The 25,599-nt window shown below is 68.0% G+C and carries 23 protein-coding genes and 1 pseudogene; 12 read left to right on the top strand and 12 right to left on the bottom strand.

What is annotated here, in order from left to right:
• Positions 1 to 54 precede the first annotated feature (54 nt).
• From BN976_RS18010 to BN976_RS18000, 3 genes are read right to left on the bottom strand one after another with little or no spacing between them, the layout of a single operon-like run.
• Positions 55 to 1,464: an NAD(P)/FAD-dependent oxidoreductase gene (locus BN976_RS18010; RefSeq protein ID WP_036373193.1), complete on the bottom strand. Its 1,410-nt coding sequence runs from the start codon at positions 1,462 to 1,464 to the stop codon at positions 55 to 57.
• A gap of 10 nt (positions 1,465 to 1,474) precedes the next feature.
• Positions 1,475 to 2,362, bottom strand: a complete 888-nt coding sequence (locus tag BN976_RS18005; RefSeq protein WP_051558515.1) for a sterol desaturase family protein — start codon at positions 2,360 to 2,362, stop codon at positions 1,475 to 1,477.
• A gap of 60 nt (positions 2,363 to 2,422) precedes the next feature.
• On the bottom strand, positions 2,423 to 3,994 hold the full coding sequence (locus tag BN976_RS18000; RefSeq protein WP_011780379.1) for a carboxylesterase/lipase family protein: 1,572 nt from the start codon (positions 3,992 to 3,994) through the stop codon (positions 2,423 to 2,425).
• Between the two features lie 124 nt (positions 3,995 to 4,118).
• Between BN976_RS18000 and BN976_RS17995 the strand changes: the two genes are divergently transcribed.
• Positions 4,119 to 5,366 carry an acyl-CoA dehydrogenase family protein gene (locus tag BN976_RS17995; RefSeq protein WP_051558486.1) on the top strand — a complete coding sequence of 416 codons (1,248 nt, stop codon included), beginning with the start codon at positions 4,119 to 4,121 and terminating at the stop codon, positions 5,364 to 5,366.
• A 16-nt stretch (positions 5,367 to 5,382) separates the two neighbouring features.
• Here the strand turns inward: BN976_RS17995 and BN976_RS17990 are convergent, their stop codons facing one another.
• Positions 5,383 to 6,573: an MFS transporter gene (locus BN976_RS17990; protein WP_011780381.1), complete on the bottom strand. Its 1,191-nt coding sequence runs from the start codon at positions 6,571 to 6,573 to the stop codon at positions 5,383 to 5,385.
• Positions 6,574 to 6,647: 74 nt separating this feature from the next.
• On the opposite strand from BN976_RS17990, the gene malQ reads away from it, so the two are divergent.
• Positions 6,648 to 8,795, top strand: coding sequence for a 4-alpha-glucanotransferase (gene malQ, locus BN976_RS17985; protein ID WP_036372668.1), 2,148 nt, complete (start codon positions 6,648 to 6,650; stop codon positions 8,793 to 8,795).
• A gap of 15 nt (positions 8,796 to 8,810) precedes the next feature.
• Here malQ and BN976_RS17980 read toward each other — a convergent pair whose 3' ends face one another.
• On the bottom strand, positions 8,811 to 10,604 hold the full coding sequence (locus BN976_RS17980; protein ID WP_036372664.1) for an HNH endonuclease signature motif containing protein: 1,794 nt from the start codon (positions 10,602 to 10,604) through the stop codon (positions 8,811 to 8,813).
• 34 nt (positions 10,605 to 10,638) lie between these two features.
• Positions 10,639 to 11,643 (bottom strand): IS1595-like element ISMva1 family transposase, encoded by a 1,005-nt coding sequence (locus tag BN976_RS17975; RefSeq protein WP_036373187.1) that lies wholly within the window; start codon positions 11,641 to 11,643, stop codon positions 10,639 to 10,641.
• A 248-nt stretch (positions 11,644 to 11,891) separates the two neighbouring features.
• Here BN976_RS17975 and BN976_RS17970 point away from each other — a divergent pair, with 248 nt between their 5' ends.
• From BN976_RS17970 to BN976_RS32755, 4 genes and pseudogenes are all read left to right on the top strand, one after another.
• Positions 11,892 to 12,377: a hypothetical protein gene (locus BN976_RS17970; protein ID WP_011780385.1), complete on the top strand. Its 486-nt coding sequence runs from the start codon at positions 11,892 to 11,894 to the stop codon at positions 12,375 to 12,377.
• Between the two features lie 83 nt (positions 12,378 to 12,460).
• Positions 12,461 to 13,363, top strand: a complete 903-nt coding sequence (locus tag BN976_RS17965; RefSeq protein WP_011780386.1) for a metal-dependent hydrolase — start codon at positions 12,461 to 12,463, stop codon at positions 13,361 to 13,363.
• Positions 13,360 to 14,457, top strand: coding sequence for a PDR/VanB family oxidoreductase (locus BN976_RS17960; RefSeq protein ID WP_011780387.1), 1,098 nt, complete (start codon positions 13,360 to 13,362; stop codon positions 14,455 to 14,457). Before BN976_RS17965 ends, BN976_RS17960 begins: the two co-directional genes overlap by 4 nt.
• Before the next feature lie 4 nt (positions 14,458 to 14,461).
• A pseudogene (locus BN976_RS32755) lies at positions 14,462 to 14,854 on the top strand (nuclear transport factor 2 family protein); the annotation flags it as partial.
• A 22-nt stretch (positions 14,855 to 14,876) separates the two neighbouring features.
• Here the strand turns inward: BN976_RS32755 and BN976_RS17955 are convergent.
• Positions 14,877 to 15,368: an NUDIX hydrolase gene (locus tag BN976_RS17955; protein WP_036372661.1), complete on the bottom strand. Its 492-nt coding sequence runs from the start codon at positions 15,366 to 15,368 to the stop codon at positions 14,877 to 14,879.
• A gap of 51 nt (positions 15,369 to 15,419) precedes the next feature.
• Between BN976_RS17955 and BN976_RS17950 the strand changes: the two genes are divergently transcribed.
• Entirely contained in the window at positions 15,420 to 16,190 is a 771-nt protein-coding gene (locus BN976_RS17950; protein WP_036373185.1) for an SGNH/GDSL hydrolase family protein, read from the top strand.
• A 21-nt stretch (positions 16,191 to 16,211) separates the two neighbouring features.
• Here BN976_RS17950 and BN976_RS17945 read toward each other — a convergent pair whose 3' ends face one another.
• Together BN976_RS17945 and BN976_RS17940 are read right to left on the bottom strand one after the other, a co-directional pair.
• On the bottom strand, positions 16,212 to 16,796 hold the full coding sequence (locus tag BN976_RS17945; protein ID WP_011780391.1) for a hypothetical protein: 585 nt from the start codon (positions 16,794 to 16,796) through the stop codon (positions 16,212 to 16,214).
• 78 nt (positions 16,797 to 16,874) lie between these two features.
• Positions 16,875 to 17,681, bottom strand: a complete 807-nt coding sequence (locus tag BN976_RS17940) for a nuclear transport factor 2 family protein (protein WP_036372658.1) — start codon at positions 17,679 to 17,681, stop codon at positions 16,875 to 16,877.
• Positions 17,682 to 17,747: 66 nt separating this feature from the next.
• On the opposite strand from BN976_RS17940, the gene BN976_RS17935 reads away from it, so the two are divergent.
• A complete protein-coding gene (locus BN976_RS17935) occupies positions 17,748 to 18,185 on the top strand; it encodes an Rv0313 family protein (protein ID WP_011780393.1) in 438 nt (145 codons plus the stop codon).
• Here the strand turns inward: BN976_RS17935 and BN976_RS17930 are convergent.
• Positions 18,165 to 19,355 carry a cytochrome P450 gene (locus BN976_RS17930; RefSeq protein ID WP_199558973.1) on the bottom strand — a complete coding sequence of 397 codons (1,191 nt, stop codon included), beginning with the start codon at positions 19,353 to 19,355 and terminating at the stop codon, positions 18,165 to 18,167. The two genes, BN976_RS17935 and BN976_RS17930, sit on opposite strands and share 21 nt — an antisense overlap.
• Before the next feature lie 221 nt (positions 19,356 to 19,576).
• Here BN976_RS17930 and BN976_RS17925 point away from each other — a divergent pair, with 221 nt between their 5' ends.
• Genes BN976_RS17925 through BN976_RS17915 form a run of 3 tightly spaced genes read left to right on the top strand, consistent with a single transcriptional unit; the run spans position 19,577 to position 23,231 of the window.
• Positions 19,577 to 20,005 (top strand): MmpS family transport accessory protein, encoded by a 429-nt coding sequence (locus BN976_RS17925; RefSeq protein WP_036372652.1) that lies wholly within the window; start codon positions 19,577 to 19,579, stop codon positions 20,003 to 20,005.
• The gene (locus BN976_RS17920; protein ID WP_036372650.1) at positions 20,002 to 22,908 is read left to right on the top strand and encodes an MMPL/RND family transporter; all 2,907 of its coding nucleotides are present in this window, start codon (positions 20,002 to 20,004) and stop codon (positions 22,906 to 22,908) included. The genes BN976_RS17925 and BN976_RS17920 overlap by 4 nt, the downstream gene beginning before the upstream one ends.
• Entirely contained in the window at positions 22,905 to 23,231 is a 327-nt protein-coding gene (locus BN976_RS17915; protein ID WP_036372648.1) for a DUF732 domain-containing protein, read from the top strand. Before BN976_RS17920 ends, BN976_RS17915 begins: the two co-directional genes overlap by 4 nt.
• Before the next feature lie 102 nt (positions 23,232 to 23,333).
• Here BN976_RS17915 and BN976_RS17910 read toward each other — a convergent pair whose 3' ends face one another.
• Together BN976_RS17910 and BN976_RS17905 are read right to left on the bottom strand one after the other, a co-directional pair.
• Positions 23,334 to 23,804 (bottom strand): DUF5078 domain-containing protein, encoded by a 471-nt coding sequence (locus BN976_RS17910; RefSeq protein WP_011780398.1) that lies wholly within the window; start codon positions 23,802 to 23,804, stop codon positions 23,334 to 23,336.
• Positions 23,805 to 23,900: 96 nt separating this feature from the next.
• Complete coding sequence (locus tag BN976_RS17905) at positions 23,901 to 24,176, bottom strand: hypothetical protein (RefSeq protein WP_036372645.1); 276 nt, start codon at positions 24,174 to 24,176, stop codon at positions 23,901 to 23,903.
• 146 nt (positions 24,177 to 24,322) lie between these two features.
• Between BN976_RS17905 and BN976_RS17900 the strand changes: the two genes are divergently transcribed.
• Complete coding sequence (locus BN976_RS17900) at positions 24,323 to 25,597, top strand: spinster family MFS transporter (RefSeq protein ID WP_036372642.1); 1,275 nt, start codon at positions 24,323 to 24,325, stop codon at positions 25,595 to 25,597.
• Positions 25,598 to 25,599 lie beyond the last annotated feature (2 nt).

Raw genomic sequence — 25,599 nt, 5'->3', positions numbered from 1 at the left:
ATGTAACCAGCTCATCGCGGTCGGATAAAGGGTCGTTACAAACGGCTCAGCTGCTCAGGAATCGAAGCCGAGGCCGGCGGCGTCGAGGGCCCGCAACAGCAGGTTGCGCCGGCCCGCGGAGTGGTCGGCGCGATCCAGGGACCATCTGGTGGCCTGGATTCCGATACTGGCCAGCGGCTCGGGCGGGAACGGCAACGGCTTGCTGCGCACCATCTCCAGCTCGGTGCGCGGTGACGGTGCGCCGTCCAGCAGGTCCAGGCACACGTCGGCGGCGAAGCGGGTGGCCGCCACGCCGAGTCCGGTGTAGCCGTTGACGTAGGCGACCCTGCCCTCGCGGGCCAGCCCCCAGTGCGCACAGAACCTGGTGTTGGTGTCGATGGCGCCCGCCCACCGGTGGGTGAACCGGACGTCGTCCAATTGCGGAAACGTGATGAAGAAATGCGCGGCCAGCCGGCGGTAGGTCTCATCGCGGTCCTCGTAGGCCGCGTTCACCCGCCTGCCGAAGTGGTAGACGGCGTCGTAGCCGCCCCAGACGATCCTGTTGTCCTTCGTCAGGCGATAGTAGTGAAATTGGTTGGCGCTGTCGCCGATTCCCTGTCTGGCCTGCCAGCCGATGCGGTGGAGCTGGGTTTCGGTGAGCGGTTCGGTGGCCAGCACGTAGTCGTACACCGGCACGGTGTAGAGCCGGTTGCGCCGCAGCAGGCTGGGAAACACGTTGGTGGCCAGCACCACCTGGCGGCAGCTGATCGCGGGTCCGTCGGTGTGCACCCGCAGCGCGGCGCCGCCCGAATCGATTCGTGTCGCGGTGGTGTGCTCGAACACCTCGACGCCGGCCTCGCGGCAGGCCCGCGCCAGTTCCAGCGCCAGCTTGGCGGGGTGGACGATCGCGCAGGTGTCGGCGCTGAACAGCCCGGCCCGGTAGGTGGGTGAGTCCACCTCCGCGCGGACCTGCGGCTGGTCGAGAAACAGTCCCTGCCCGTCGGCGGCGGCGTCGGCGAGCCATTCCACCTGGTGCGGTTCGGTGGCCACGGTGAGCATGCCGGTGCGTTCCCACTCGACGTCGAGTCCGAGTTCGGCGATCTCGGCCTGCATGCCGTCCAGGTTCTCCACGCCCATCGCTTCGAGCGTGTCGATCTCGTTGGGCCAGCGCGATTTTCCGTTCTCGTAGCCGTGGGTGAGGCTGGCGTCGACGAATCCGCCGTTGCGGCCGGAGGCGGCCCAGCCGATCCGGTCGGCCTCGATCAGGACGATGCGGCGGTCCGGGTGGCGACGGGCGGCGTGCAGCGCGCTCCACAGGCCGGTGTAGCCGCCGCCGATGACCAGCAGGTCGCAGGTGACGGGAGGGCCGGATGGGGTCGGGAACTGCGGGCGCGGGATGTCGAGCCACACCGACCCCGACGTGGTCCCGGCCAGCGAGCGGTCCACCAGCGCCGGGTCGACATCGGCATCGAAGACTGTCTGCACAGCGCGCACACTACGGCGTGGCATGCGCCGCCGCCCGCGCCCCCGGGGCCGTCGACGGTTCCCATCCCGGCGGACCGAAGATGTAGCCGAGCTTGGCGCGCAGCCCCCGCGCGGCACGGACGTCGCGCCCGATCGCGACGTACTCGTGGGTCTGCAGCTTCCAGATGTTGAACGTGTCCACCGGCTTGGTCAGCCCGTAGTGGGGCCGGAACACCTCGGGTTGGAACGTGCCGAAGAGACGGTCCCAGATGATCAGGATCCCGCCGTAGTTCTTGTCCAGGTACAGCTTGTCCATGCCGTGGTGGACCCTGTGGTGGGACGGCGTGTTGAAGATGAATTCGACGGGACGCCAGAGCTTTCCGATCCGCTCGGTGTGGATCCAGAACTGGTAGATCAGGCTGACCGAGAACGCGAAGAACACCATCCACGGCGGAACACCCAACAGCGGCAACGGGATCCACATCAGGATCTCACCGCTGTTGTTCCACTTCTGCCGCAGCGCGGTCGCGAAGTTGAAGTACCGGCTGGAGTGGTGCGCCTGATGGGTGGCCCAGACGATCCGGACCCGGTGCGCCATCCGGTGATAGACGTAGAACAGCAGGTCGACGCCGACGAGCGCGATCACCCACGTGTACCACTGGGTCGCCGACAGCTGCCACGGCGCCACATAGGCGTACAGCGCGGCATACCCCAACAGCGCGAGGAACTTCCACACGCTCATGGTGACGGTGGACACCAGCCCCATCGACACGCTCGCCCACGAATCGCGGGTGTGGTACGCGCCGACGGCCGGACTTCCCCCGTCCGGGGCGGTGTGCTCGAGCTTGCGCGCGGCGGTCCACTCGATGGTGAGCAGCAGCAGGAAGAACGGGATCGCGAACAGCACCGGTTCGCGCATCTGCGGCGGAAGGAAGTCCAGGAACTCCACGGTGAGCACCTCCGAGGTGAGTTTACGGTCCTACAGGAAGCTGAGGACGTCGTCGCCCCAGGCGCGCCGGACGTCGGCGTCGAGGTCGTCGACGACGGTGTCCTGCTTGTCGATCACCAGCGTCGCGCGGTCGTCAGCCCCGTAGGGCCGCCAGACCGGCTCGCCTGCAGGACCGGTGGGTGCGCCGTGCGCGGCGAAACTCACCCAACGCGCCCGCATGCGCTCGGAGACCGCGGCCCCGGACTTGCGACCGCCGAGCGCGAACGTCGGATCCCTGCGGCCGGCGACGAGATTGCCCCACACGAACGGGAGCTCGGTGGCGTGCGCGGCGTGCAGGCGCACCAGCCGCAGCAGCGGAGTGTGGAAATCGAAGCGGTACAGGTAGACCGGCGCCACCGCACGGTGTCCGTCGGCGAACCAGAGCGACGGCATCCGGAATCCGAGGTCACTGGTCAGCCCCAGCCCCTTGGTCTTGCCGCGGCCGCGGTAGGTGCCCTTCAGAATGTCCTCGCTGGGCAGCTGCAGACCAGGTTGTTCGGCCGCGATCTCGGCGAACATCGCCTTGATGGAGGCCGGCGCGATCGGCATCAGCGGCGACTTCATGTACCGGAACAGCGCGGCCTCGTTCTTGTTGGTGCCGATGATCAGCGGCACCGGATGCGTCCTGCCTTGCCTGGCGAGGTTCACCGGATAGTCCGGGAGCAGGTCGCCGTCGACGGTCGGGGCGAACGCCAGCGTCCCGGGGGTGCGCACCGGAACCTCGTCGAACACCGTCCGGGACGCCTCGACCAGCACGTCGATCGGCGCCTCGGAGAGCCGGTGCAGGTCGTCGGGGCGGGCTCCGAGCACGTCGAGGAACCGCTCGGCCACCCGCTGGGCCCGGCCCAGCTCGTAGGTGGAGGTCACCGGCGCGCTCTGCGCGATCGCGGCGCTGAACAATCCCGCCGCGGCCGGGCTTGCCAGCAGCGACGCCACGATGCCACCGCCGGCGGACTCACCGAACACGGTGACCCGGCCGGGGTCACCACCGAACGCCGCGATGTTGTCGCGCACCCACTCCAGGGCCGCCAGCACGTCGCGCAGGCCCAGGTTGGTGGCGAACCGCTCGGGGTCGGCGCCGAGGGTGGACAGTTCCAGGAAGCCCAGCGCGCCGAGCCGGTAGTTCACGGTCACCACCACCGCATCCCCACCGGACGCCAGCGTGCCGCCGTGGTAGAGCGGTTGACTGGCCGAGCCCAGGATGTAGGCGCCGCCGTGTATCCACACCATCACCGGTTTTGCGTCACCGGGCTGGGTGCCCGACGGGGCCCAGATGTTCAGCGTGAGAAAGTCCTCACCCTGCGGGGCGCCGAGGTCGATGGGAATCCTCGGATCCGTCGGCTGCGGGCACACCGGGCCCACCCGGCCGGCGTCGACGGGCTCCGACCAGGCCTGCGGCGGCTCGGGTGCGCGCCACCGCAGCTCACCGACCGGGGCCGCCGCGTAGCGAACGGCCTTCCATGACTTCACACTTCCGTCGTCCACACCGCGCACGGGCCCGTTCGTGGTCTCCACGACGGGTCGTCCGCCTGCCGAACTGCGGGTTGTGGCGTCCGCGGTCATGCCGAGCTCCTTAGATCGGTCTCCGGTACGTCACTGTACCAGCGCACGCGCGGCATCCCGGTGACAAACATTCTCGCTGCTCGCAAATATCTGCAGCACGCGGCAGGCTCCGTACGTTGCGCTCATGGCAACCGACATCACCGACCGCATCCCAGACACGCTGTTGCGAACACCCGCGGACGCACTCGCCGCCGCAGAAGAGGTGGCCGAGGCCATCGCTGCGGGTAGCGCCGAACGTGAACGCGCAGGAGCGGTGCTCACCCCGCAGCTGAGGCTGGTGGCCGAGTCCGGCCTGCTCGGCATCTCGGTGCCCACCGCACACGGCGGACCCGGACTGCCGGCTTCGACGGTGGTCGAGGTGCTGCGCCGGTTGGCCCGGGCCGACGGTGCGGTCGGACAGCTGCTGCTGTCGCACTTCGTCGTCGCGCAGGCCATCTCCGGGCTCGGGCACACCCAGCCGGCACCCCGCATCTACGCCGACCTGTTGGCGGGCGCCCAGTTGGGCAACGCGAGCGCCGAGCGTGGCACCGCGCACGCACTGGACCGGCGGACCACCGTGACCCGCCGAGACGGCCACTGGGTGCTCAACGGCACCAAGTACTACGCCACGGGCACGCTCGGCGCGACGTGGATCGCCGTCGCCGCACGCATCGAGGGTCGCGAAAACGGCGACACCGCAACCGCATTCGTCCGCCCGGACCAGGAAGGTGTCACGCTGGACCTGGAGTCCTGGTCGGCCTTCGGCCAGCGGGGCACGGCCAGCGGCGAGGTGCGCCTGAACAACGTGGTGGTCGACGACGACCTGCTGATCGACGAGGGCCCGCCGCCGGACCCGATCACCGCGGATCCGTCGGTGCTCGGCGCCTTCGACCAAGCCCTGCACGCCGCGATCGACATCGGCATCGCCCGGGCCGCCCTCGAAGACGGGGCCGTGTTCGTCCGCACCAGGTCGCGGCCGTGGAAGGAGGCCCTCGACGCCGGCATCGAGCGGGCCGACCAGGAACCGCACGTCGTGCGCCGCTTCGGTGAACTGACCGCGCGCCTGTACGCGCTGGAGGCGCTGCTGGCGCGCGGGACCGCGCTCATCGACGAGGCATACGCGGCCCCCGAGGTGACCCGGGATGCCGCCGCGCACGCCTCGCTGACGGTGGCGGCGGCCAAGGCGCTGGCCCAGCAGGACGCCGTCGAGATCGCCGGCGCGATCTTCGAGCTCACCGGCACGTCGGGCACCGACGGTGCGGTGAACCTGGACCGGCACTGGCGCAACGTCCGGGTGCACTCGCTGCACGATCCCGCACGCTGGAAGTACGTCCACCTCGGCAACCACACCCTGCACGGCACCCGCCCGCCGCGCCTCGGGCTGATCCTCTAGACGCGACGGAGACCGATCACCCCCGGCAGCGGGAGCCGAGAACCCCGGCGAGGACGACAAGCGCCGCCCCCGCGACCGGGACTGTGAGCAGGCCGGCCCGCAGGCTGGTCGCATCGGCGACGACACCCACGATCAGCGGTGCGCCCAGGAACCCGACACGCATCAGCCAGGTCAGGACGGTCAGTCCGGTGCCGGCGCGCAGCCCGGGCAGTTCGTCGGCGGCGCGCATCGCCGCGGGGATCACCGTGGCCACGCCGAGGCCCGCGGCGGCGAACCCGGCGATGGTGCCCGGCACCGACGGGAACGCCAACGCGGCGCCCATGCCTGCCGCGGTGATCAGTCCCCCGCTGCGCGCCACCGCGCGCTCGCCGAACCGATCCACCAGTCGATCTCCGGTCATCCGCCCGATGAACATGAATCCCACCAGCGCGATGTAGCCCATGACGGCCACCGCGCCGGGGGCTCCGAGGCTGTCGCGCAGATACAGCGTCGCCCAGGAGCTGCCTGCGTCCTCGACCGTCGCACCGGCGACCGCGATGCCGACCAACGCCAGCAAGGTGAGCAGCACCACCGCGCGGACGCCCGAGCCGTCCGTGTTGCGCGTCGACGGGTGGTCGTCGTGGTCGGGGCCGTGCAGAAGGGACGGGTATGCGGCCAGCACGACGCCGCAGAACAGCACCGCCGCGGCGGCCAGGTGGATCGGGCGGGGAATCTGCAAGGCGATCGCACCCGCTCCCATCAGGCCGCCGACGATCGCGCCGACCGCCCAGACCGCATGCAGGGAGTTGATGATCGACCGTCCGTAGTTGCGTTGCAGCCGAAGCCCGTTGACGTTCTGCGCGACGTCGGTGACGGCGTCACAGGCACCGGCGGCGAACAGCGCCACGGCGAACAGCAGCGGTGTGCCGGCCAACCCGGCGACCACGATCAACACCGCCAGCGCGACGGTCGTGGCGAGGGCGACCCGCGACGACTGGAAACGCCGGATCAGGGCCGCGGCGGTCGGGCCGGCCAGCAGCGCGCCTGCCGAGAACGAGGCGACGGCGGCCCCGTAGGCGGCGTTCGACATCGCCAGGTCCGCCTTGATCTCCGGGTACCTGGGCAGCAGGTTGGCGAACAGTGCGCCGTTGGTGAGGAACAGCGCGGCGACCGCGATCCGGGCCCGTCGGTTGCGCGCTTCGCCGCTGCCGAGCGGTTCTGGCGCCATGATGAGCGACCCTACCGAACGCCCGGGCCGTGCTCGGCGTTTGCAATGCCGCTTCACAGGGCAAGATTGGCGCCATGTCGGACGACACTGCAGTGCCCGCGGCTCTGGTCGAGCTCGCGCGACGGTATGGGGTGGCAAGCGAGTACACGGACTGGACGGGCAGGCCGGTGCCGGTGTCGGCGGCCACCCTGATCGCGGTGCTCGACGCGCTGGGTGTGGCCGCCGCCACCGAGAAGGACCGCGCCGAGGCCCTCTCCCGGCACGAGCGCGACCACTGGGCCCGCGAACTACCTCCCTCGATCGTCGGGCGCACCGGCACGGCGGAGCCGTTCTGGGTGCACGTCACCCACGGTGACCCGGCCAGGCTGTGGCTGCGACTGGAGGACGGCAGCGTCCGGACCGGACTTCGTCAGCTCGAAAACAACAGGCCGCCTTACGATCTCGATGGGCGACTGGTCGGCGAAGCCACCTTCGAGCTACCGCCGGACCTTCCGATCGGGTATCACCGGCTGCACCTGCAGGTGGGTTCGTCCGACGTCAGCACCATCGTCATCGTGTCGCCGTCCACGCTGGATCGCGGTACCAGGCTCCGGGCGGGCCGCGCCTGGGGCCTGGCCACCCAGCTCTACAGCGTGCGCTCCGGAAACTCCTGCGGGGTAGGCGATCTGACCGATCTGACCGATCTGGCGGTGTGGTCGGCCGCGCGGCATCACGCCGGTTTCGTGCTCGTGAACCCGTTGCACGCCGCAGCGCCTGTGGCCCCGATGGAGCCGTCGCCGTATCTGCCGACGTCGCGACGCTTCGTCAATCCGATGTACCTGCGGGTGGAGGCCGTGCCGGAATTCGCCTACGTCCGGCACCGCGGTCGAATCCGCAAGGCGCAGGCTCAGGTGCAGGCCCGCGCGAACAGGTCCGAGCGGATCGACCGGGACAGCGCCTGGAAGGCCAAACGAGCGGCACTGGAGACGCTGTATCTGGTCGGGCGCTCGGCGGGCCGGGAAATCGCCTATCAGGCGTTTCGGAAGCGCGAGGGGCACAGCCTCGACGACTTCGCCACCTGGTGCGCACTGGCCGAGCACCACGGGGCCGACTGGCGGCAGTGGCCCGAGGAACTGCAGCACCCGCGCAACGAGGCGGTGACCGCCTTCGTCGGGGATCACCATGCCGAGGTCGACTTCCACCGCTGGCTGCAGTGGCTCGTGGACGAGCAACTGTCGACCGCGCAGGATCGGGCCATCCAGGCCGGCATGGAGCTGGGCATCATGCACGATCTCGCGGTCGGCGTGGACCCCGACGGCGCCGACGCCTGGGCGCTGCAGGACGCGCTGGCGCTGGGTGTGACGGCAGGCGCCCCGCCGGACGAGTTCAACCAGCTGGGTCAGGACTGGTCGCAACCGCCGTGGCGACCTGACCGGCTTGCGGAGGCGGCGTACGAACCGTTTCGGGCGATGGTCGGCGCGATCCTCCGGCATGCCGGTGGGGTGCGGATCGACCACATCATCGGCCTGTTCCGGTTGTGGTGGATTCCGAAGGGAGCGCTGCCGACCGAGGGCACCTATGTGCGCTATGACCACGAGGCGATGATCGGGATCGTCGCGCTGGAGGCGCACCGGGTCGGCGCGGTCGTCGTCGGGGAGGATCTCGGCACGGTGGAGCCGTGGGTGCGCGATTATCTGCGCGACCGCGGGCTGTTCGGCACGTCGATCCTGTGGTTCGAGGGCGATCACGACGGCGACGGCGGGCCGCTGCCGGCGGAACGGTGGCGGCAGTCGTGTCTGTCGGCGGTCACGACGCATGACCTGCCGCCGACGGCCGGGTATCTGGCAGGCGAACATGTGCGGCTGCGTGACGAACTCGGACTGCTCACACGGCCGGCCGAAGAGGAGCTGGCCGCCGACGGCGCACATCAGCAGGCGTGGATGGCCGAGCTACGCCGGGTCGGGCTGCTCGGCGGAGAGACCCCCGACGTCGACGAGGTCGTGCTGGCATTGCACCGGTACCTCGGTCGCACGCCGTCGCGGCTGCTCGCGCTGTCGCTGGCCGACGCTGTGGGCGAGGTACGAACCCAGAACCAGCCGGGAACGACCAACGAGTACCCCAACTGGCGTGTGCCGCTCGCAGGGCCGGACGGCAGGCAGATTCTGCTGGAGGACATCTTCGAGGACGAGCGCGCTGCGACCCTGTGTGAAGCGATGCGTGCCGCGGTAGAACCGCGAGTCTGACCCAGCGGTCGAACCTCAGAAGGGTGGGAGGTCGTCGCCGTAGCTGGGTGCCGGCGGTCGGCCTTCACCCCGAATTCGTCCGGCTTCGGTTCTCGGTTGTCGGTCGAGGGCCTGTTGTCGTTCGAGGGCGCGCTGGATGGCGTTGTGTTCGCGTTCGGCTTTGATGCGGGCGGCTTGGTCGGCGGCGCGGGTACGTCGTCGTTTCGGCATCTTGGCCAGCCGGTCGGGATCCGGTGGCGGCTGGGCCATCGGCGGGAGTTCGGCGGTGGTGGTGTCCCAACCGGGAAAGAACAACCAACTACCGGGCACCGTGGTGCAGCGCTGCCCGGCCGGGGTCGTCCACAGCACCGTCCCGTCCGGGAACTGCTGTTCCTGCCAGCCCTCGGCGAACGTCTTGCCCAAGTGGTGGGTACGGCATTTGCAGTTCAGGTTCGACGGATGGGTGGGCCCGTACGGATAGGGCACCACATGGTCGAGGTCGCAGCGCTCGGCGGGCACATCACAGCCGGGGTAACGGCAGAACAGGTCCCGGGCACGCACGAACGCCGCCAGCTTGGCCGAGGGCCGGTAGTGCGGTTCCGGGTCGGGGCCGGGCAGCCACAGGATTTTGATCGCCGCGCCGGCCCGGATCGCTTCAGCCAACGCCACCAACGGCAAGACCTTCACCCCGGGCAGCAACGCCACCCCCGAATCCCGCACACACGCAAGGGGATTCGGCACCAACGGCCCGGCAGACGCGCCGTCACCGGCCGGCTGCGGCTCGGGTTCGACGGCCTCTCCCGCAGCCTCGGCCTCGACCTCGAGCCCGGGCTCAGGCTCCGGCTCAGCCTCGGGCTCGGTGGGCTCGGGTGATTCGTCCTCGCTGGCCGGCTGAGGCTCGGGTTCGACGGCCTCTCCCGCAGGCTCCGACTCCGGGGCGGGCTCTGTCCTGGGCGGGGTGTTCTCGGTGAGCTTGTCTTGTTGTTCGCGGTCCTGGGAGGCGATCAGCCGGCGGACGGCTTCGAGTGCGGCGGGGTCGGCGAGCACCGAGATCACCACATTCGACGAACCCGGCGCCGGTGGCGCAGAGGCGGTGCAGTCGGGGGAGCCGCAGCGGCAGGACAGCTGGTCCTGGCCGTGAATGATGGCCCCGACCGCGCACGAACGCCGGTCACCCATGTCGCGGGGGTCGTTGTCGCAGATCCCTTTGAGCAACGCCGCGATCCGTGCGGCCAGCACCGCGGCGTCACAGCCGAGTATCTTGCCCCACACCGTGACCAGCGCATCGGGGTCGTCGCTGGCCCCGATGTGGAAATCGCGGCCCTTGACCACCTCACGGGCCCGAATCACCGCATCGGGGTCATAACGCTCGATCACCGCGTCGAGGGCTGCGGTCAGCTTGTCATCGGACAGCGCTTCCCACCGCAGGGCCTTCTCCGCCATTTCGGCATCCACCAGCGCCAGCAGGTGCGGGTCCTGCACCAGCCGGGTGCGCCAGGTGACCTGCCCGATCAGCCGGGCACTGAGCCGGCCCTGCGCATGCAGGGCGGCGACCCTGGGCAGCCGATCCCGCAGGGCGACGGCGATGCGCATCTGGCCCGAGGCCCGCTTGTGCCCCATGTTCAGGGCGGCTCCGAGCTCGCAGGCCGTCGCGGCCCACGAGTCCCACACCCACCCATCACGCACATCGTCAAACGTCACGCACTCGTACACCAACGCCGCGATCGCGGCCGACTTACGCGCTCCCGCCTGGGCCTCCTCACGCGCACACTGCTCGATCACAGCGATCAACGCGGACTCGTCCAAACCCGCGAACACCGAACCGAACATACATACTGCTTATCTGCTTAAGTGGACCGAGATGTCAGAATTCTCCGTGGGTGTCGCTGGGCACGAATTCGGCGGCATTGTCGTTGAGCGGGAACAGCTCTGACGTGCGGCTTACCAGTTCGGCCAGCGGGTGAGGGTCGGTGTTGACGCTTTGCTGCAGCAGCCGGTAGAAGAGCATGCCGCGGGCGGATGATCTGCGTCGGTTGAACCGGAAAGTGAATTCGTCGAGGTAGTACTGCAGGTGCTCGCGTTCGACGCGGTAGTGATGAGTGCCGGCGTTCCAGCGCTTGAGCAATGAGGCCACCCGGTGTGGCCCCGGCAGGGTGACGTGGCCGGGCTCTGGTGAGCTGTAACCGGAGATGTACTCGTGTTTGAAGCCTTCGCTGGCCAGGGTGCGGAACATGCGGGCGCCGTCGGTGCGGATGACGGAGCCAGGTTCGACGGTCGTGCGGGCGAAGTCGACGAGCTGTTTCGAGCCTGGAGAGTCTGCCACGCCGAGTCGGACGCGGCCTAGCCGAAGCTTTCGATTCACTTGCGGCCCAAGGTTTTCCACCGCAATCATGACTGGCGCCTTGCTGGTGGGGGCCCCTAGCTTGCCGGTGGCGCGGCCGCCGAGGAAAGACTCGTCGACTTCAACGACGTCGCTGAGCAATTCTCGGTCAGGGCGCACCATGGCCCGGCGCAGTTTGTGCAGCCACGCCCAGGCGGTCTCGTAAGAGCCCAAGCCGAGCATGTCGTGCAGATTCTTGGCTGATGCACCGTTCTTCTGCGAGGTGACCAACCAGATGGCGGCGAACCACGTACTCAACGGGGTCCGGGTGCGATGAAAAATGGTGCCCGCCGTGACGGAGGTCTTGCGGCCGCAGCTCACGCATTTCCAGTGTCGGGTCGAGGTTTGCCACGCCCGATCGTGGTCGCACGATGGACATCGAAAGCCGTCTGGCCAGCGCAAACGGGCCAAATACGCTGCGCACGAGGCATCGTCGGGGAACCACTCCCGGAATTCCTGGTAGGTCCGTGGATAGTCCACACCACCCACGGGAGCGCCCTGGATACCCATGCTGACCAGCATAGGTCCACTTAAGTAGATAAGCAGTACATACATTCGATTATCGCAGTGCCCGCCGGCCCGCACGAACCCCAGAATCCCGACTTGTGGATGAATCCGGATCTGGGGATAACCACCCGGCAAGTGCCGTCCGTGTAACGCCGGCGGCCTCTGCAGCGGTTTCACATTCGTCACTGCTGCGATATGTTCGCACCGCATACCGAACCGAGGGAGTTGTAGTGAACAAGCTCGTTGTGCTCAGCGGCGGAATGATCGCCGCCGGAACAGTCGCGCTGATCGGTGCCGGTGTGGCGATCTCGCAGCCGTCAACTCAGACGAGCCCGTACAACGTCGTCGGTGAGCAGTACGGTCGCGCACTGGCCATTCTCAAGAGCCAGGGCGTCAAGGCCTACTTCGGCGGCTCGACCGGCAGCGTGCTGCCGCAGTCGGCGTGCCTGGTCGGTCAGCAGAAGGTGACCAGCGGCGGCCGCATGCTGCTGATGCTGGACTGCACCCAGGAGGCGGCCGACCAGATCAAGGCCATGGGCCCCACGGGTGGCCCGACCGTCGGCGCCAACGGCGTCACCACGGTCACCCCGACCCCGATGGTGCCGATCGCCGGTGCCCCCGGCGCCGGGATGGCGCCGCCCGCACCCGGCGTCGTGTCGAACATGCCCGCCGGTCAGGGCGCCCCCATCATCGCGAACACTTCGCCGCAGCCCTGACCTCCGGACGTTAGCCGGTACCTGCGTTCCCACTAATTCGTCGTAAACTCAGCTCGAAGTTCACCGACGAACAGGAGCCGCAGATGTTGCGACCGCGCCGTTTCGACGCCGAGATCGACCCGGGGCCCGTGCAGATCCAGGCGCGCAAGGTGCATTTCGACGTGGCCGACGTGCCGCTGCACTGGATCCCCGGCCACCCGGTCGCCTCGCACGTGGTCAGTGTGCTCAACATCGTGCTGCCCGCCGGGGAGCGGTGGTTCGTCCAGACCTTCAACGAGGCCTTGCCGCTCGTCAAGGACCCCAAGCTGGCCGATGACATCCGCGGCTTCATCGGCCAGGAGGCCACCCACGCCGACGTGCACGACCAGGTCCTGCACGAGTTCATGGTCAGCCACGGGGTGAACCCCGCTCCGATCCTCGCCCAGATCGAGCACATGTTCACCGGCGTTCTCGCCCCACCGGACGAGACGGTCGACGAGTCCCGGCGCTGGAGCCACCTGTGTGACCGGCTGTGGTTGATCGCCGCGATCGAGCACTACACCGCGGTGATGGGCGATTTCGCACTCAACTGCACCTGGGACGATCACGGAGCGGACCCCACGCTGGTCGACCTGTTCCGCTGGCACGGCAGCGAAGAGGTCGAACACCGAAGCGTCGCACACGATGTCGCGATGTACTTCCACGACAGCTACCTGGCCAGAATCCGTGCCATGTCCGTGGCGGCCACGATGCTCTTCGTCTTCTTCCAACGGACCGCCTGGTACCTGGTGAAGCACGACCCCGGCGTCGATGCCAACTGGTGGGCGTTCAACCGGATGCGCATGCGCGACTCCAAGCTCGGACTGCTCCCGAAGTATCGAAAGCTGTTCGGGTCCAGCACTCTCGGCTACTTCCGGCCCGGGTATGCGCCGGAGCAACTGGGCTCCACGGCGCAGGCCGTCGCCTACCTGGCGTCCTCGCCGGCGGCCCGCGCGGCGCACCTATGACGCGGCTGTTCAGCCAGTTCAGGCAGACGCCGCCGAGTCCGTCGGGGCGCCTGCGTCACGACGTGATGCTCGGTATTGCCGAGACCGCGATCGCCGGGATGTTCGCGGCCTCCGCGGCGGTACGGCGCGTCCGGATGCCTGCCGCCGGTCCGGACACCATCCCGCTGACCGTCACCGGGCGCCGGGTCGTCGCCCACGACCAGGATGTGGTCGAACTGACGCTGGCCGGCGACCGCCTGCCCCGGTGGTTCCCGGGCGCACACCTCGACGTGCACCTGCCCAGCGGACGCGTCCGGCAATACTCGCTGTGCGGCGACCCCGACTCCGCTGAATACCGGATCGCCGTACGGCGCATTCCCGACGGCGGTGGCGGCTCGGTCGAGGTGCACGACGCGCTCGAGATCGGTTCGACGGTGCACACCCACGGGCCGCGCAACGCCTTCCCGTTGACCGTGCCGGGATACGGCTCCCCCGCCCGCCGATTCCGTTTCATCGCAGGCGGAATCGGCATCACCCCGATCCTTCCGATGCTCGGCCTGGCCCGGCGCCTCGGCGTCGACTGGTCGATGGTCTACACCGGGCGCAGCGTCGACAGCCTGCCGTTCGTCGACGAGGTCACCGCGTTCGGCGCAGCCGTCGACATCCGCACCGACGACCGTCACGGGCTGCCCGCGGCGGCCGAACTGCTCGGCGACTGTGCCGACGGCACGGCCGTGTACGCGTGCGGCCCGGCCCCGATGCTCACCGCCGTGCGCGCCGCGCTCGTCGGACGTGACGACGTCGAACTGCACTTCGAACGTTTCGCCGCACCACCGGTCACCGACGGACGGCCCTTCCAGGCGACGGTCGCGTCCACCGGGCAGCAGGTCGACGTCGGCGCCGACGAGACATTGCTGGCCGCCCTGCGCAGGGCCGGGGTGGACGCGTCGTACTCATGCCAGCAGGGGTTCTGCGGAACCTGCCGGACCAGGGTTCTCGCGGGTTCGGTCGAGCACCGCGACACGCTGCTGACCGGTCCAGAGCGCGCCGCAGGACTGATGTTGACGTGCGTGTCCCGGGCCGGGGACGGCTCCGGCCTGACGCTGGATCTGTGACCCCGTGACGCTTGACGTGGCGGACCGGCTCGCAGTCAGCGACCTGGTGCACCTGTACGCGTCGGCCGTCGACGACCGCAGGTTCGACGATGTGCTCGAACTGTTCACCGAGACAGCGGAATTGCGCGTCCCGGAACCGCCGAGGTCCCTGGAGCCGACACGTCGCCACCTCGGACGCGACGGGGTGCGCAGCGCGTTGTCCGCTTTGGCCGCGGTGACGCGCACCGAGCATGCCATCGTCGGCGAGGTGTACGCCCGCGGCGACGTGGCCGGGTACGCGCTGGGCAGGATCACCTGCGTGGCCCACCACTGGACCGTCGCCGGCGATTCGGCGACCGACGTGGTGTGGCACCTGCGTTACGACGACGAGTACCTGCGGACCCCGAGAGGGTGGCGGTTCCACGGCCGCGCGCTGACGATCAACGCGATCGAGACACGTCCGGCCCGCCGCGTCCGAGTGCCTCCTCCAGCCGGTCGAGCAGCGGGAGCTGCCCCTTCAGCAGCTTCGCCCGGGCCTCCGCCAGGCCGAACCAGGCCGCCCGGTCGATCTCCGGAAACTCCTTGAATGTTCCTGAGCCCCTGGGCCATTCGAGGGTGAACGTATTGCTGACGGTGTCGCAGAGGTCGAGGTCACCGCACACGGCGAACGCGGTGACGACCTTGCCGCCCGGCTGACGCACCGCCGCGAGATCTATCCGCGGACCTGTGGGCGGCGGTTTGCCGAGCTCCTCGGTGAACTCCCGCTGGGCGACCGCCCAGGGGTCCTCCCCCTCGGTGTACTCGCCCTTGGGAATCGACCATGCGCCTTCGTCTTTGCGCGCCCAGAACGGTCCGCCAGGATGGCCGAGCAGCACCTCGAGCACGCCGTCGGACTCCCGGAACAACAGCAGGCCGGCACTGAGCTTGGGCACCGCTCGACGATATCCCGTGCGAGGATGGGCCGGTGCGAGCGTCAGGATGAAATGACGGGGTACTGCCGGTATGTCGCGTTGGGCGACAGTCAGACAGAGGGGCTCTGGGACGGCGACGACGAGACCGGCCTTGCCGGTTTCGCCGACCGTCTCGCAGAGATGCTCGACGGTATTCGGCCGGGCCTGCACTACGCGAACCTGGCGATCCGCGGCAAGCAGATTGGTCACGTCCTCCACGAGCAGCTGCCGCGTGCGCTGGAGATGCGTGCGGACCTCATCACCCTCTGCATCGGGATGAACGACATGACACGGCCGGGTCCGGGCTTCGAGCGTGCGCTCGAGCAGCTCGACGAGTTGCACGAGCGCCTGGCTGCGTCTGATGCCACGGTGGTGACCACCACGTTTCCCGACTTGGCCAGGATCCTTCCGATCGGCCGGGTGCTCGCCAAGCGGGTGGTGGCGATCAACGCCCGGATCCGCGTCGCCGCCGAGCGGCACGGGTTCCGGCTGGTCGACCTGTCGGTGGCCCCTTCGATGACCCAGCCCGACACGTGGAGTATCGACCGGGTGCACGGCTCCCCCAAGGGGCACATGCTGTTCGCGGCGGCAGCCGCCGAGGCGCTCGGATTGCCCGGCAGCAGTCACGCCTGGGCGCTGGCCGACCCGTCGGCGGCGCAGCCGTCGCTGCGGTCGCGGATGTACTCGCAGGTGCTGTGGACCCAGAACATGCTGATGCCCTGGCTGTGGACGCACCTGCGGGGCAAGTCGGTCGGTGAGGGCCGCGCCCCGCGGCGCCCGGCGCTCGCCGCGCTCACCGCCTGAGGTAGGCCCATCACCCCGGGGTCAGACGCCGGTCCAGGCCTCGTCCAGGCGCTCGGCCACGTCGATGATCTTGGCTTTCTGGGACGCCGGGCTGTCGATCTCACCGGCCACGTGCAACGCGATGAAGCGTTTGATCTCCGCGTCCACGCCGCCGATGATGCGCACCACCTCGGCACGCAGCGACTTCGACGTCACGTGGATCGCGATGTCGGCGGGCCGCGGCTTCTGGACGTCGAGGATCAGCAGCAGCGGTTCGGCCGCCTTGGCGGTGGCGCGCAGCGCGATCTCGCCGAACACGATGAACTTCGGCTTGTCGATCCGCAGGTCGACCACCATGTCGATCTCCAGCGGTATCCGGATGGCGAAGGTGATCAGCTCGCCGAGCTGCCGGCTCACCCGGGGCTGCTGGATGTTCACCTTCGCCGTCACCTTGGCCAGTCGGCCCGGGCCCTGCGCGATCGGGCCCATTTCGAAGGCCTCGCCGGCGATCTCCCCGATCGCGGCGCCGACACGCTCCTCGGTCACCGCGATCTCGAAGAACCGGCGGCCGAACGTCTCGTAGGTCAGGAATTCGGCGGGGACGGGCTCAGACGCAGAATCGGACATGGTGTTGCCTACGTTCTCACGTCTTGCGTGCCCGGCGCGACAACGTGGCCGAAACCATGGCCGTGCCGAGAGACCGCGTCAATGGATGTCGCCGAACAACCGGATCCGGGCGATCTTGGCGCCGGCGCGGCCGGTGCCTCCGATCTCGCCGATGAGCACGCTGCGGCGGCCGTCGTGCTCGACGCGGGCCGCGACCGAGCGGCCGGAGCTGACGAGCTTGCTCCAGGCGCCGCCGGCGAGCTGCTTGACGAGGTCCGAGGAGGTCATCGGTTCGCTGTCGCCGGCGGTGACGGGGGCGTCGGACACCAGGCGGCGGATTCCGACCTCGTCACCGCCGCAGGCATCGTCGAGGAAGCGTGCGAAGAGCGTTCCGCCGCCCGCACCCAGGCCGCGGAACCCGCCGAGAAAGCCGAGCGCACCCGACAGGCCCTGGTTGGCGACCATGCTTCTGCCCAAGGCGATGCCGGCGGGTACGGCGCCGAGCCCCCCACGGGCGAACTGGCCGATCATCGCGGGCAGCTCCCAGTAGGCCGAAAGCGCGGCGATCTTGAGCTCGTCACCGTCGGCGCGCAGGTCGTAGCGAATGTAGGTCGGGACGTGCATGGTCAGCGTGGGGGCCATCTGGATGTCGAGTTCGAGGTCGCGGATCACGGTGGTACCGACGACGATGTCGGTGTCCGGGCGGTAGGTGATGACGCGCGGGCCGATGAAGGTGTCGTAGAAGTGCCCGAGCGCCACGTGCCCCCGGTGCGGCGCGGAACCGACCGGATCCTCGACCCGCGCGTCGGCGGTGAACAGACCGATCCAGCCGCCGCGGTCGTGTGCTCCCGCGGCTGCCAGCGACTGCTGCGCCGCCGACAACACGTCGGCTCGTGTGAAGGGCATATGGATGCCTACCACCTGGGCCGCCGACAGTCGACTAGGCCTGCCGCGACGGGCACACTGGTGTTCATGAGCAGCAGCAACGGCCCGTTCGGGTTCGACCCCGAAGATTTCGAGCGCGTGGTCCGCGAAGCGGGCGAGGGATTGCGTGAGGCGCTGGGGCGGGCGGGCTGGTCGACGTTGTTCGACGAGTTCTCGCGCGGTGCGCGGCCCCGTACCCAGCCCGAGACCACCGGCGAGGCCGGCGACGGTGTCTGGGCCATCTACACGACCGACGCCACCGGCGGCGCCCACATCGAGCAGGTGTACCCGACCGAATTGGACGCGCTGCGGGCCAACAAGGACAACGTCGACCCGAAGCGGCGGGTGCGGTTCCTGCCGTACGGCATCGCCGTCAGCGTCCTGGATGCGGCCGCCGGAGGCGGCGAATCTGAGTCGGCCGCCGGAGGCGGCGAAACCAATCCGGCCGACGGCGACGACTCCGGCTCAGCCGACCAGCATCCGTAGGTGCTCCCAGCCGCGCACCGTGGAGGTCGGGGCCAGGCGCGCGGTGTCGTAGTCGATGTTCCATTCGGGCCATCGGTTGAGCAGTTCGTCGAGTGCGACCCGGCCCTCGAGCCGGGCCAGGTTGGCGCCCAGGCAGTAGTGCAGCCCCTTCCCGAACGTGAGGTGGCTGATGTTGTCGCGGTGGATGTCGAAGGTGTCGGGATTCCGGTAGCGGCGTTCGTCGCGGTTGGCCGCACCGAACAGCAGCAGTATCGCGCTGCCTGCCGGCACCGTCGTGCCGTCGTATTCGAAATCTCTGGCCAGATAGCGCGCGACGTGCGGACCGGTGGGTTCGAAGCGCAGGGTCTCGTCGACCGCCCGGCCGAGCAGTGAGCGATCCTCGACGATCTCGTGGCGCTGCTGCGGGTGTTCGGCGAGTACCTTGGCCAGCCATCCGATCAGTCGTCCGGTGGTCTCGTTGCCGGCGCCTGCGACCACCTGGGTGTAGTGCAGGACCTCCTTGCGGGTCAGCTTGCGGTGCACGCCCGCCTCGTCGGTGAACTCGACGTTGAGCAGCGCGGTCATCAGATCGTCGGACGGGTTGGCCGCACGCCATTCCACATAATCGGAGTAGATGCGACCGTCGGCGATCCGGTCGGGGTCGGCGACCTTCATCGGCGCGCCTGGCCTCGTCCGCAGGTTGGCATCGTTGGCGTCGCGCACCGAGACCTGCTCTGACTCCGGGATGCCGAGCAGCATGCCGATCACCCGCATGGGCATCATCGCCGCAAGTTCGGCGATGACGTCGAAGCCGTCGGAGCCGATCAACGGGTCGAGGCAGTTTACGCAGTACCGGCGGATCTGGTCTTCGATCTCTGCCATCCGTCGTGGGGTGAACACCCGCGACATCAGCCCCCGCAGCATCGTGTGCTCCGGCGGGTCCTCGAACATCATCACGCCCTTGGGCATGTCGAAGTCGGACTTGATCAGTTCGAGGATGTCGCTGCGACTGTTGGAGAACGTCGACCAATCCTGGAGCGCCTTCTCGACGTCGGCGTGGCGCGACAGCGCCCAGAAGTCGTAACGCCCGTTGTAGTACAGCGGTGCTTCGTCGCGCAGTCGCGCGTACGTGGGATAGGGATCGGCGACGATGCCCTGGTCGTAGGGGTCGTAATAGAGATCGTCCGCCACCGACACGCTCCTCACCGACTGTGCGACCGCTCAGCATCCTATGGCAATCAGGACCGAAAAGTGACGTGGTTCGCACACACGAGAAACGAGTTAGCAGCACCACATTGACTTGAGCTAATCTGTCGCTGGGTGAGAACTTATACGGGCTAAGTTACGATCTGCTAAACCAAAGATACGAAATCCAGGGGTCAAATGCGCGCCAAAAGTCGGGGCAGGCAGTCGTGATCGCCATCGCCAAGAAGGTGTGGCTGCCCTTGCTCATCGTCGTCGTCGTCGTCATCGCCGGCTTGACGGTCGCGCGGATCCGCACGTTCTTCGGCGCCGAGGGCATCATCGAGACGCCGCGCAACTTCGCCGATCTGCCCGAACCGTTCGACCCGAAGGTCGTGCGATACGAGATCACCGGGTCGGGGTCGTATGCCGACGTGAACTATCTCGACCTGGACGCCAAGCCGCAGCGTGTCGACGGCGCGGCCCTGCCGTGGTCTCTGACGCTGGAGACCACCGAGCCGTCGGCGGCGCCCAATATCGTCGCCCAGGGTGACGGCTCCACGATCACGTGCCGGATCTTCGTCGACGACGAGTTGAAGGACGAGAGGACGACCGACGGCTTGAACGCCCAGACCTTCTGCTTTGTGAAATCCGCATGAGCGCACCCGTTTCGGACGCCCGCACCGACGAATTCCCCGCCGCGCGCCAACCGCACCGCCCGTTCATCCCCCGGATGATCCGGCTGTTCGCCCTTCCCATCATCTTCGGCTGGATCGCGCTGATCGTCATCGTCAACGTCACCGTGCCGCAGCTCGAGAAGGTCGGCGAGATGCAGGCCGTGTCGATGAGCCCGCAAGACGCGCCGTCGATGATCTCGATGAAGAAGGTCGGCCAACTGTTCGAGGAGGGCGACTCCGACAGCTCGGTGATGATCGTCTTCGAGGGCGATCAGCCCCTCGGCGACGAGGCCCATGCCTGGTACGACGAGCTGGTCGACCGTCTGGAGGCCGACACCACGCACGTGCAGTCGGTACAGGACTTCTGGAGCGACCCACTCACCGCATCGGGTTCCCAGAGCAACGACGGATTGTCCGCCTACGTCCAGGTCAAGCTCGCCGGTAACCAGGGCGAGGCGCTGGCCAACGAGTCGGTCAAGGCGGTCCAGCAGATCGTCAACAGCCTGGAGCCACCCCCGGGCGTCCGGGCGTTCGTGACCGGCCCGGCCGCGCTGGCCGCCGACCAGCACATCGCCGGCGACCGCAGCATGCGGCTCATCGAGGCGGCCACCTTCACGGTGATCATCATCATGCTGCTGCTGGTCTACCGGTCCATCGTGACCGTGTTGATCACCCTGGTCATGGTGGTGCTGTCGCTGACCACGGCCCGAGGTGTCGTGGCATTCCTCGGCTATCACGAGATCATCGGCCTGTCGACGTTCGCCACCAACCTGTTGGTGACCTTGGCCATCGCCGCGGCCACGGACTACGCAATCTTCCTGATCGGCCGATATCAGGAGGCCCGAACGCTCGGCGAGGACAAGGAGTCCGCCTACTACACGATGTTCCACGGCACCGCGCACGTGGTGCTGGGCTCGGGCCTGACCATCGCCGGCGCGACGTTCTGCCTGAGCTTCACCCGACTGCCGTACTTCCAGACCATGGGTATCCCGCTGGCGATCGGCATGTTCGTGGTCGTGATGGCCGGCGTTGTGCTGATGGTCGCGATCATCAGCGTCGCCACCCGGTTCGGAAAACTGCTCGAGCCCAAGCGCGCGATGCGCATCCGCGGCTGGCGCAAGATCGGTGCCGCGATCGTCCGCTGGCCGGGTCCGATCCTGGTTGCGGCGATGTCGATCACGCTCGTCGGTCTGCTCGCGCTGCCCGGCTACAAGACCAACTACAACGACCGCGACTACCTGCCGGCGGATCTGCCTGCGAACCAGGGTTACGCGGTCGCGGATCGCCATTTCGACCAGGCCCGGATGAACCCGGAGCTGTTGATGATCGAAAGCGATCACGACCTGCGGAACTCGGCGGACTTCCTCGTCATCGACAAGATCGCCAAGGCCATCTTCAAGGTCGAGGGAATCGCGCGCGTGCAGGCGATCACCCGGCCCGACGGCAAGCCGATCAAGCACACGTCGATCCCGTTCCAGATGAGCATGCAGGGCACCACGCAGCGGCTCAACGAGAAGTACATGCAGGACCGGATGGCCGACATGCTGGTCCAGGCGGACGAGATGGCGAACACCATCGCGACCATGGAGAAGATGTCGAATCTCACCGAGCAGATGGCCGAGATCACGCACTCCATGGTCTCGAAGATGGAGAACATGCTCACCGACATCGAGGACCTGCGCGACAGCATCGCCAACTTCGATGACTTCTTCCGCCCCATCCGCAACTACTTCTACTGGGAACCGCACTGCTACAACATCCCGGTGTGCTGGGCGCTCCGGTCGGTGTTCGACACCCTCGACGGCATCAACGTGATGACCGACGACTTCCGCGAAATCCTGCCGGACATGAAACGGCTCGATAGCCTGATGCCGCAGATGGTCGCGCTCATGCCCGAGATGATCGAGACCATGAAAACCATGCGGACCATGATGCTGACGATGTATCAGTCCCAGAAGGGTCAGCAGGATCAGATGGCGGCGATGTCGGAGGACGCCGACGCCATGGGTGAGGCATTCGACGACTCGATGAACGACGACTCGTTCTACCTGCCGCCGGAGATTTTCGAGAACAAGGATTTCCAGCGCGGCCTGGAGCAGTTCCTGTCCCCCGACGGTCATGCGGTGCGGTTCATCATCTCCCACGAAGGTGACCCGCTGAGCCCCGAAGGCGTGGCCAAGATCGACAAGATCAAGACCGCGGCGAAGGAGGCCGTCAAGGGCACCCCGCTGGAAGGTTCGAGGATCTACCTCGGCGGCACCGCAGCGACCTTCAAGGACATGCAGGACGGCAACAACTACGACCTGTTGATCGCCGGTATCTCGGCGTTGGGCCTGATCTTCATCATCATGTTGATCCTGACCCGGGCCATCGTCGCGGCGGCGGTGATCGTGGGGACCGTGGTGCTGTCGCTGGCCGCCTCGTTCGGCCTGTCGGTGCTGTTCTGGCAACACATCCTCGGCCAGCCGCTGCACTGGATGGTGCTCGCCATGGCGGTGATCATTCTGTTGGCGGTGGGCGCGGACTACAACCTCTTGCTGGTCTCGCGGCTCAAGGAGGAGATACACGCGGGCATCGGCACCGGCATCATCCGCGCGATGGGCGGCAGCGGGTCGGTGGTGACGGCCGCGGGGTTGGTCTTCGCATTGACGATGATGTCGATGGCGGTCAGTGAGCTGACCGTGATCGGTCAGGTCGGCACCACGATCGGCCTCGGCCTGTTGTTCGACACGTTGGTGATCCGCGCGTTCATGACCCCGTCGATCGCGGCGCTGTTGGGTCCGTGGTTCTGGTGGCCGCAACGGGTGCGTACTCGCCCCGTGCCGGCGCCGTGGCCGAGACCCGGTGGGCTGCAATCAGATCCATCAGAAGGAGTGAAGGCATGAGGAGCATTCTGATCGGTGTCGCAGCCGCGGCGGCCGCACTGGTGACGGCGGCACCCGCTGCCGCCGACCCCGACACGGCGTTCACCAACGAGCTGAACACGTACGGCATCTACGGCCAGAAGGACTACAACGCCTGGATCGGCAAGATCACGTGCAAGCGGATCACCACCGGCGTCGACGCGAACGCCTTCGAGGCGGCGGATTTCGTGCACAACCAGCTGGAGAAGGGCGCTACGACCGAACAGGCGTGGAAGTTCCTCGCCGCGGGGTTGCGGACGTACTGCCCCGACAAGCTGCCGATCCTCGACCAGGCGCGGCAGTAGCGCGCGGTATCCGCGCGCCATCCTCAGCAGCAACAGAAATCCGCCTTCTCCAGCGTGGTTCTTCGAACTTTCGCTGCAGAAGGCGGATTCGTGTGACGGCAGTTATCGGGCGACGGGCCAGTTCCACACGGACATGTCGCCGCGGGGATAGTTCATGCAGACATCGGTGGCGTGCGCCACGACACCCTTGTTGTTGAAGAACAGCTTCGCCCAGTTGCCCCAACGGGTCGCGACCTGCTCGTAGTAGATATTGGTCGCGGTGTTCTCCGAGTACTGGCGGCGTCCCACCGGATCGAGCGAGAAGAACCAGTGGATGCGGTCGAACGCGGCCTGCTGGACGTCGAGTGGCCGGTTGCTCCTGTCCAGCATGTAGCGCTCGTAGTACACCGGGCTGGTGTCCCGTGCCGCGGCCATGTACTGCTCGACATCGCACGTGGTGTGGATGATCCGACGCGGGATCGGATAGTCCTCGGTGGAATCGGCGAGCGCCGGGCCTGCAGTGCCCAGACAGACCGCCGCGGCTCCGAGGAACCCAAGGCCCACCCGCGCGACGCGACTCATCAGTGCAGTCATCGTTACTCCGTTTTCATCTGTTTCGTCGTCGACCCGCGGCTCTTTCCCGCAGAAATTGTATAGGCCGGCAGGGCCCGCAGGGCCTCGCTCGTCGGATCAGCCGCCGCCCGTGACCGGGTTCGACGTCAGCGAGATGAAGCTGCCGTTGATCCACACGCCCCAGCGTCCGCCCCAGCCCGAGTACCACACGACCGGATGTCCGGCCCAGGTCTCTGCAGGCTTCGGCGGCGCCCAGGCCGGCGGGACCTCGCCCTGGACGGGCGCGGGCGGCGGGGCGGGTTGTGCGCCCGCCGGCGCGCCCGAACCCAGCATCCCGGCGGCCAAACCACACGCAACCACAGCCGCAGACAGCGTGGTCCTGATCAAGGTCATCGCATCACTCCCGCATCGGTACGGACAGATATTTAGCATATATAACCAGCGGGCGCGGCGCTCAACCGCGTCCCCGTTTCAACACTCCGATTGACCGTGCCCATGACATTCTGAGAGCCGTCTGTAACGCAGAGCGAGGAGATCCGATGTCGGCACCGACGGCCCCGGCGACGACCACCGAGACACACGGACCGCGTCGGGCGTGGGCGGCGGTGTCGGTCCTCGCGGTCGTCGGCACGCTGAACTACGCGGACCGGTTTTTGCCCGCCGTCCTCGCCGAACCGATCCGTGAGGAGCTTGCACTGACCGACACCGCGCTCGGTGTCATCAACGGGTTCGGCTTCCTCGTGGTCTACGCGCTCGTCGGCATCCCGATCGCCCGCATCTCCGACCGCGGCGCCTACGGCCTGGTGATCTCCGGGTGCCTGTCGCTGTGGGGTGTGATGACGATGCTCGGCGGGGCGGTGCAGTCCGGCTTCCAGTTGGCGTTGACCCGGGTCGGTGTCGCGATCGGCGAGGCCGGGTCCACACCGGCCGCGCACGCCTACGTGGCGCGCAACTTCGCCCCCGAGCGCCGCGCCGCGCCGCTCGCGGTCATCACGCTGGCCATCCCGCTGGCCAGCGCGGCCAGCCTGATCGGCGGCGGGCTGCTCGCCCAGGCGCTCGGCTGGCGCACCGCGTTCCTGGTGATGGGTGCCCTCAGCGTGGTGTTCGTCCCCGTCGTGCTGGCCGTCGTCGGGCGCAGACAGCGCCCGGTGATCGAATCCATTGCAGCCGAGCAGGTTTCGGCGAACTGGTGGGACATCCTGCGCAAGCCCAGCTATCTGGCGATCGTCGCGGGCGCGGCGTCGATCTCGGTGGCGGGCTACGCGTTGACGACGTTCGCCCCCGCCTTCCTGATGCGTGCTCGCGGCATGTCGCTCGGCGAGGTCGGTCTGCAGTACGGCATCGCCAGCGGCGTCACCGGCATCCTCGGTCTGATCGTCGTCGGCAAGGTCGCCGACCGCCTGTCGGCGGCAGATCCCCGCTGGCTGCTGTGGTTGGTGGCCGCGATGACCGCCACGCTGATCCCGTTCTCCACTCTCGGGTTCCTGGTGGACAGCAGCACGCTGGCGGTGTGCTTCATCGCGTTGAGCTATGTCGTCGGAACCGCCTACATGGCGCCGTCGATCGCAGCGATCCAGCGGTTGGTGCCCGCCGAGCAGCGGGCGACGGCGTCGGCGATCTTCCTGTTCTTCAGCGCGATCCTCGGCTCGGTGGGGCCGTTGGTGACGGGTCTGATCAGCGACACACTGAAGGCCGATCTCGGGACCATGTCGCTGGGGCGTGCGCTGCTGTGTGTGGTGCCGCTGATGCACCTGGTCGCCATCGGGTGCTATCTGCTGGCCAGCCGGCGCTATGTGCGCGAAATCGTCGACTAGTC

Origin of the sequence: Mycolicibacterium austroafricanum (assembly GCF_000612725.1) — a bacterium.
Taxonomy (GTDB): Bacteria; Actinomycetota; Actinomycetes; order Mycobacteriales; family Mycobacteriaceae; genus Mycobacterium; species Mycobacterium austroafricanum.
This window is presented reverse-complemented; position numbering and strand designations above follow the sequence as displayed.

Excerpts from the sequence above, each read along its gene's own strand:
- BN976_RS18005 (WP_051558515.1), bottom strand. The coding sequence starts at position 2,362 with ATGCGCGAACCGGTGCTGTTCGCGATCCCGTTCTTCCTGCTGCTGCTC.
- BN976_RS18000 (WP_011780379.1), bottom strand. The coding sequence starts at position 3,994 with ATGACCGCGGACGCCACAACCCGCAGTTCGGCAGGCGGACGACCCGTC.
- BN976_RS17995 (WP_051558486.1), top strand. The coding sequence starts at position 4,119 with ATGGCAACCGACATCACCGACCGCATCCCAGACACGCTGTTGCGAACA.
- BN976_RS17990 (WP_011780381.1), bottom strand. The coding sequence starts at position 6,573 with ATGGCGCCAGAACCGCTCGGCAGCGGCGAAGCGCGCAACCGACGGGCC.
- malQ (WP_036372668.1), top strand. The coding sequence starts at position 6,648 with ATGTCGGACGACACTGCAGTGCCCGCGGCTCTGGTCGAGCTCGCGCGA.
- BN976_RS17980 (WP_036372664.1), bottom strand. The coding sequence starts at position 10,604 with ATGTTCGGTTCGGTGTTCGCGGGTTTGGACGAGTCCGCGTTGATCGCT.
- BN976_RS17965 (WP_011780386.1), top strand. The coding sequence starts at position 12,461 with ATGTTGCGACCGCGCCGTTTCGACGCCGAGATCGACCCGGGGCCCGTG.
- BN976_RS17960 (WP_011780387.1), top strand. The coding sequence starts at position 13,360 with ATGACGCGGCTGTTCAGCCAGTTCAGGCAGACGCCGCCGAGTCCGTCG.
- BN976_RS17950 (WP_036373185.1), top strand. The coding sequence starts at position 15,420 with ATGACGGGGTACTGCCGGTATGTCGCGTTGGGCGACAGTCAGACAGAG.
- BN976_RS17945 (WP_011780391.1), bottom strand. The coding sequence starts at position 16,796 with ATGTCCGATTCTGCGTCTGAGCCCGTCCCCGCCGAATTCCTGACCTAC.
- BN976_RS17940 (WP_036372658.1), bottom strand. The coding sequence starts at position 17,681 with ATGCCCTTCACACGAGCCGACGTGTTGTCGGCGGCGCAGCAGTCGCTG.
- BN976_RS17935 (WP_011780393.1), top strand. The coding sequence starts at position 17,748 with ATGAGCAGCAGCAACGGCCCGTTCGGGTTCGACCCCGAAGATTTCGAG.
- BN976_RS17920 (WP_036372650.1), top strand. The coding sequence starts at position 20,002 with ATGAGCGCACCCGTTTCGGACGCCCGCACCGACGAATTCCCCGCCGCG.
- BN976_RS17915 (WP_036372648.1), top strand. The coding sequence starts at position 22,905 with ATGAGGAGCATTCTGATCGGTGTCGCAGCCGCGGCGGCCGCACTGGTG.
- BN976_RS17910 (WP_011780398.1), bottom strand. The coding sequence starts at position 23,804 with ATGACTGCACTGATGAGTCGCGTCGCGCGGGTGGGCCTTGGGTTCCTC.
- BN976_RS17905 (WP_036372645.1), bottom strand. The coding sequence starts at position 24,176 with ATGACCTTGATCAGGACCACGCTGTCTGCGGCTGTGGTTGCGTGTGGT.
- BN976_RS17900 (WP_036372642.1), top strand. The coding sequence starts at position 24,323 with ATGTCGGCACCGACGGCCCCGGCGACGACCACCGAGACACACGGACCG.